9 protein-coding genes and 2 pseudogenes are annotated in these 5019 nt (G+C 56.3%); all 11 read right to left on the bottom strand.

The window, feature by feature from the left end:
* Positions 1 to 63, bottom strand: a pseudogene (locus ACI2KK_RS26225) (50S ribosomal protein L29); the annotation flags it as partial.
* Entirely contained in the window at positions 63 to 476 is a 414-nt protein-coding gene (gene rplP / locus ACI2KK_RS26220; RefSeq protein WP_009397508.1) for a 50S ribosomal protein L16, read from the bottom strand. The gene rplP and the pseudogene ACI2KK_RS26225, both read right to left, overlap by 1 nt.
* 12 nt (positions 477 to 488) lie before the next feature.
* A complete protein-coding gene (gene rpsC / locus ACI2KK_RS26215; RefSeq protein ID WP_003255481.1) occupies positions 489 to 1175 on the bottom strand; it encodes a 30S ribosomal protein S3 in 687 nt (228 codons plus the stop codon).
* Positions 1176 to 1188: 13 nt separating this feature from the next.
* Positions 1189 to 1521, bottom strand: a complete 333-nt coding sequence (rplV, locus tag ACI2KK_RS26210; protein ID WP_003103908.1) for a 50S ribosomal protein L22 — start codon at positions 1519 to 1521, stop codon at positions 1189 to 1191.
* 11 nt (positions 1522 to 1532) lie between these two features.
* A complete protein-coding gene (gene rpsS / locus ACI2KK_RS26205) occupies positions 1533 to 1808 on the bottom strand; it encodes a 30S ribosomal protein S19 (protein ID WP_003255482.1) in 276 nt (91 codons plus the stop codon).
* A gap of 16 nt (positions 1809 to 1824) precedes the next feature.
* Complete coding sequence (gene rplB / locus ACI2KK_RS26200; RefSeq protein ID WP_217841536.1) at positions 1825 to 2649, bottom strand: 50S ribosomal protein L2; 825 nt, start codon at positions 2647 to 2649, stop codon at positions 1825 to 1827.
* Between the two features lie 14 nt (positions 2650 to 2663).
* The gene (rplW, locus tag ACI2KK_RS26195) at positions 2664 to 2963 is read right to left on the bottom strand and encodes a 50S ribosomal protein L23 (RefSeq protein WP_003255484.1); all 300 of its coding nucleotides are present in this window, start codon (positions 2961 to 2963) and stop codon (positions 2664 to 2666) included.
* Complete coding sequence (gene rplD / locus ACI2KK_RS26190) at positions 2960 to 3562, bottom strand: 50S ribosomal protein L4 (protein ID WP_003255485.1); 603 nt, start codon at positions 3560 to 3562, stop codon at positions 2960 to 2962. Before rplD ends, rplW begins: the two co-directional genes overlap by 4 nt.
* A gap of 12 nt (positions 3563 to 3574) precedes the next feature.
* A complete protein-coding gene (rplC, locus tag ACI2KK_RS26185) occupies positions 3575 to 4210 on the bottom strand; it encodes a 50S ribosomal protein L3 (RefSeq protein WP_011531887.1) in 636 nt (211 codons plus the stop codon).
* 80 nt (positions 4211 to 4290) lie between these two features.
* Complete coding sequence (rpsJ, locus tag ACI2KK_RS26180; protein WP_003186070.1) at positions 4291 to 4602, bottom strand: 30S ribosomal protein S10; 312 nt, start codon at positions 4600 to 4602, stop codon at positions 4291 to 4293.
* Positions 4603 to 4743: 141 nt separating this feature from the next.
* A pseudogene (locus ACI2KK_RS26175) lies at positions 4744 to 5019 on the bottom strand (elongation factor Tu); the annotation flags it as partial.

Raw genomic sequence — 5019 nt, 5'->3', positions numbered from 1 at the left:
CAAGCCGAGCAGTTGCTCATTCAGTTGCTGTGCCGATTTTTCACGAAGTTCATTCGCTTTCATCACATCACCGTCCGCTTAACAAAGGAGGTGGCGAGAGGCAGCTTTGCAGCAGCCAGGGCGAAAGCTTCGCGCGCCAGCTCTTCAGAAACACCCTCGATCTCGTACAGGACTTTGCCTGGCTGGATCTGGGCAACCCAGTACTCCACGGAACCCTTACCTTTACCCATACGAACCTCGAGAGGCTTCTTGGTAACCGGCTTGTCCGGGAAGACACGGATCCAGATCTTGCCGCCACGTTTTACGTGACGGGTCAGGGCACGACGTGCCGACTCGATCTGGCGGGCGGTGAGACGACCGCGAGCAACAGCTTTCAGAGCGAACTCGCCGAAGCTGACCTTGCTACCGCGCAGTGCCAGACCACGGTTGTGGCCGGTCATCTGCTTGCGGAATTTTGTACGCTTTGGTTGCAACATTTGGCGTACCCCTTACTTAGCAGCTTTTTTACGAGGCGCTGGTGCTTGAGGCTTCAGCTCTTCTTGGCGACCACCAATTACTTCGCCTTTGAAGATCCAAACCTTCACACCGATCACACCGTAGGTGGTGTGAGCTTCGTAGGTGTTGTAGTCGATATCGGCACGCAGGGTGTGCAGAGGCACACGACCTTCGCGATACCACTCGGTACGTGCGATCTCGGCACCGCCGAGACGACCGCTCACCTGGATCTTGATGCCCTTGGCACCAATACGCATGGCGTTCTGCACGGCGCGCTTCATGGCGCGACGGAACATAACGCGGCGCTCCAGCTGCTGGGCAACGCTCTGAGCAACCAGCATGGCGTCGAGTTCCGGCTTGCGGATCTCTTCGATGTTGATGTGCACAGGCACACCCATCTGCTTGGTCAGGTCCTGACGCAGTTTCTCAACATCTTCACCTTTCTTGCCGATAACGATACCGGGACGAGCGGTGTGGATGGTGATGCGTGCAGTTTGAGCCGGACGATGAATATCGATACGGCTTACGGACGCGCTTTTTAGTTTGTCTTGGAGGTACTCACGCGTTTTCAGATCCTTCAACAGGTAATCTGCGTAAGTAGCGCCGTCTGCATACCAGACGGAGGTGTGCTCCTTGACGATTCCCAGGCGAATGCCAGTGGGATGTACTTTCTGACCCATCTGATCGACTCCGTTACTTGTCCGCAACCTTGACAGTGATATGGCAAGACCGCTTGACGATGCGATCAGCACGGCCTTTGGCACGTGGCATGATGCGCTTCAGCGAACGCCCTTCGTTGACGAAGACGGTGGAGACCTTCAGGTCATCAACGTCAGCGCCTTCGTTGTGTTCGGCGTTGGCAACGGCCGACTCGAGGACTTTCTTCATGATTTCAGCGGCTTTTTTGCTGCTGAAGGCCAACAGGTTGAGCGCTTCGCCCACCTTCTTCCCGCGGATCTGGTCGGCGACCAAGCGGGCTTTCTGGGCGGAGATGCGAGCGCCCGACAACTTAGCGGCTACTTCCATTTCCTAACCCCTTAACGCTTGGCTTTCTTGTCAGCCACGTGCCCGCGGTAGGTGCGGGTACCGGCAAACTCGCCCAGTTTGTGGCCGACCATGTCTTCGTTCACGAGAACTGGGACGTGTTGGCGACCGTTGTGTACCGCGATGGTCAGACCGACCATTTGTGGCAGGATCATCGAACGGCGCGACCAGGTTTTAACTGGCTTGCGATCGTTCTTCTCCACCGCCACTTCGACCTTCTTCAACAGGTGAAGATCGATAAAAGGACCTTTTTTCAGAGAACGTGGCACTGTCGTATCCCTCTAGTTACTTGCGACGACGGACGATCATGTTGTCGGTACGCTTATTACCGCGGGTTTTAGCACCCTTGGTTGGGAAGCCCCATGGCGATACCGGATGACGACCACCGGAGGTACGACCTTCACCACCACCATGTGGGTGGTCAACCGGGTTCATGGCAACGCCACGAACGGTTGGGCGAACGCCGCGCCAGCGTTTGGCACCTGCTTTACCCAGCGAACGCAGGCTGTGCTCGGAGTTCGAGACTTCGCCCAGGGTCGCACGGCACTCAGCCAGTACTTTACGCATTTCGCCAGAGCGAAGACGCAGAGTCACGTAGACGCCTTCACGCGCGATCAGCTGAGCGGAAGCACCAGCGGAACGAGCGATCTGAGCACCTTTACCCGGCTTCAGTTCGATGCCGTGAACGGTGCTACCTACTGGGATGTTGCGCAGCTGCAGGGAGTTACCGGCCTTGATTGGGGCCAGGGCACCTGCGATCAGCTGGTCGCCAGCACTCACGCCTTTAGGGGCGATGATGTAGCGACGCTCACCGTCTGCGTAGCACAGCAGGGCGATGTGAGCAGTACGGTTCGGGTCGTATTCAATACGCTCGACAGTGGCAGGGATGCCATCTTTGTCGTTGCGACGGAAGTCAACCAGACGGTAATGCTGCTTATGACCACCACCAACGTGACGAGTGGTGATGCGGCCATTGTTGTTACGACCACCAGACTTCGATTTTTTCTCGAGCAGCGGTGCGTGAGGAGCGCCTTTGTGCAGCTCCTTGTTGACCACCTTGACCACAAAACGGCGGCCAGGGGAAGTCGGTTTGCATTTAACGATTGCCATGATGCACCCCTTCCTTACTCAGCACTGCTGCTGAAATCGAGATCTTGGCCTGGCTGAAGGGAGACGATCGCCTTCTTCCAGTCATTACGCTTGCCCAGACCACGTGCGGTACGCTTGGTTTTACCCAGAACGTTAACAGTCGACACGTTTTCAACTTTTACGTTGAACAGGCCTTCGACAGCTTTCTTGATTTCCAGCTTGGTTGCATCGGTAGCAACCTTGAATACGAACTGGCCTTTTTTCTCAGCCAGAACGGTAGCCTTCTCGGAAACGTGCGGGCCAAGGAGGACTTTGAATACGCGTTCCTGGTTCATCCCAGCAGCTCCTCGAATTTCTTCACGGCCGAGACGGTGATCAACACCTTCTCGTATGCGATCAGACTGACCGGGTCGGAACCTTGAACGTCACGTACGTCGACGTGCGGCAGGTTGCGAGCAGCCAGGTACAGGTTCTGATCAACTGCATCCGAAACGATGAGAACATCGCTCAGACCCATGCCGTTCAGCTTGTTCAGCAGGTCTTTGGTTTTCGGCGCTTCAACAGCGAAGTCCTGAACCACGACCAGACGGTCGCTACGCACCAGCTCGGCGAGGATGGAGCGCAGGGCAGCGCGGTACATCTTCTTGTTGAGCTTTTGCGAGTGATCCTGAGGACGAGCTGCGAAGGTTACACCACCGCCACGCCAGATCGGACCACGGGTAGTACCGGCACGAGCACGGCCAGTACCTTTCTGACGCCATGGGCGCTTACCGCCACCGGCCACGTCAGAACGGGTCTTCTGCTGCTTGGTACCCTGACGGCCGCCGGCCATGTAGGCCACGACTGCTTGGTGAACCAGCGTCTCGTTGAATTCGCCACCGAAAGTCAGTTCGGAAACTTCGATCGCCTGAGCGTCATTTACATTAAGTTGCATGTCAGTTTCCCCTTACCCGCGAGCCTTGACAGCTGGACGCACAACCACGTCGCCGCCAGTAGCGCCTGGAACGGCACCCTTGATCAGCAGCAGGTTGCGTTCAGCGTCTACGCGTACTACTTCCAGGGACTGCACAGTCACGCGCTCAGCGCCCATGTGACCGGACATTTTCTTGCCCTTGAATACACGACCAGGAGTCTGGCACTGGCCGATGGAGCCAGGGACACGGTGCGATACGGAGTTACCGTGGGTGTTATCTTGACCACGGAAGTTCCAACGCTTGATGGTACCGGCGAAGCCTTTACCTTTGGACTGACCGGTTACGTCTACCAGCTGGCCTGCAGTGAAGAGTTCAGCTTTGATCAGATCGCCAGCCTGGAAATCGCCTTCTTCAAGACGGAACTCCCAGACACCGCGACCAGCGGCAACGTTGGCCTTGGCAAAGTGGCCTGCCTGAGCGGCGGTCACGCGCGAAGCACGACGCTCGCCGACAGTGACTTGCACTGCACGGTAGCCATCAGTTTCTTCGGTTTTGAACTGGGTGACGCGATTCGGCTCGATCTCGATGACCGTGACCGGAATGGAGACACCTTCTTCGGTGAAAATACGGGTCATACCCGCTTTTCGACCGACTACACCAATAGTCATGTTGTAAACCTCATGAGTGTACGGGGCTTTCACCCGCTATGGCCGCCCATTTCAGAGCGTTACACGACCAGACCGAAGTCTTAGCCGAGGCTGATCTGCACTTCCACACCGGCCGCCAGATCAAGCTTCATCAGCGCGTCAACGGTTTTATCCGTTGGCTGGACGATGTCCAGAACACGCTTATGAGTGCGAATCTCGTACTGGTCACGCGCGTCTTTGTTGACGTGCGGGGAGACCAGAACGGTGAAACGCTCTTTGCGGGTAGGCAGTGGAATTGGACCACGCACTTGTGCACCAGTACGTTTCGCGGTTTCCACGATTTCCTGGGTGGATTGGTCGATCAGGCGATGGTCGAAAGCCTTCAACCTGATACGGATTTGCTGATTTTGCATTGGATTTCAGACTCCAGGCTGTTCCCAACGGACGCACTACGCCCGCTAAAAGGAGGCGTGATTCTATAGACGCCCCAATTTAGTGTCAACCCAATAAAAAAAACCCCCGCTGAGCGGGGGTTTTTTCAATCGGTCGAGTGATTACTCGATGATTTTGGCTACGACGCCGGCGCCGACGGTACGACCGCCTTCACGGATGGCGAAGCGCAGACCGTCTTCCATTGCGATGGTCTTGATCAGGGTGACTTCCATCTGGATGTTGTCACCTGGCATTACCATCTCAACGCCTTCTGGCAGCTGGCAGTTACCGGTTACGTCAGTAGTACGGAAGTAGAACTGAGGACGGTAGCCTTTGAAGAACGGAGTGTGACGACCGCCTTCTTCCTTCGACAGAACGTAGACTTCTGCGGTGAACTT

Origin of the sequence: Pseudomonas sp. NPDC089406 (genome assembly GCF_044900265.1) — a bacterium.
In the GTDB taxonomy this organism is placed as follows: domain Bacteria; phylum Pseudomonadota; class Gammaproteobacteria; order Pseudomonadales; family Pseudomonadaceae; genus Aquipseudomonas; species Aquipseudomonas fakonensis.
The sequence above is the reverse complement of the archived record's forward strand: the minus strand, read 5'-3'. Positions and strand labels throughout refer to the sequence as shown.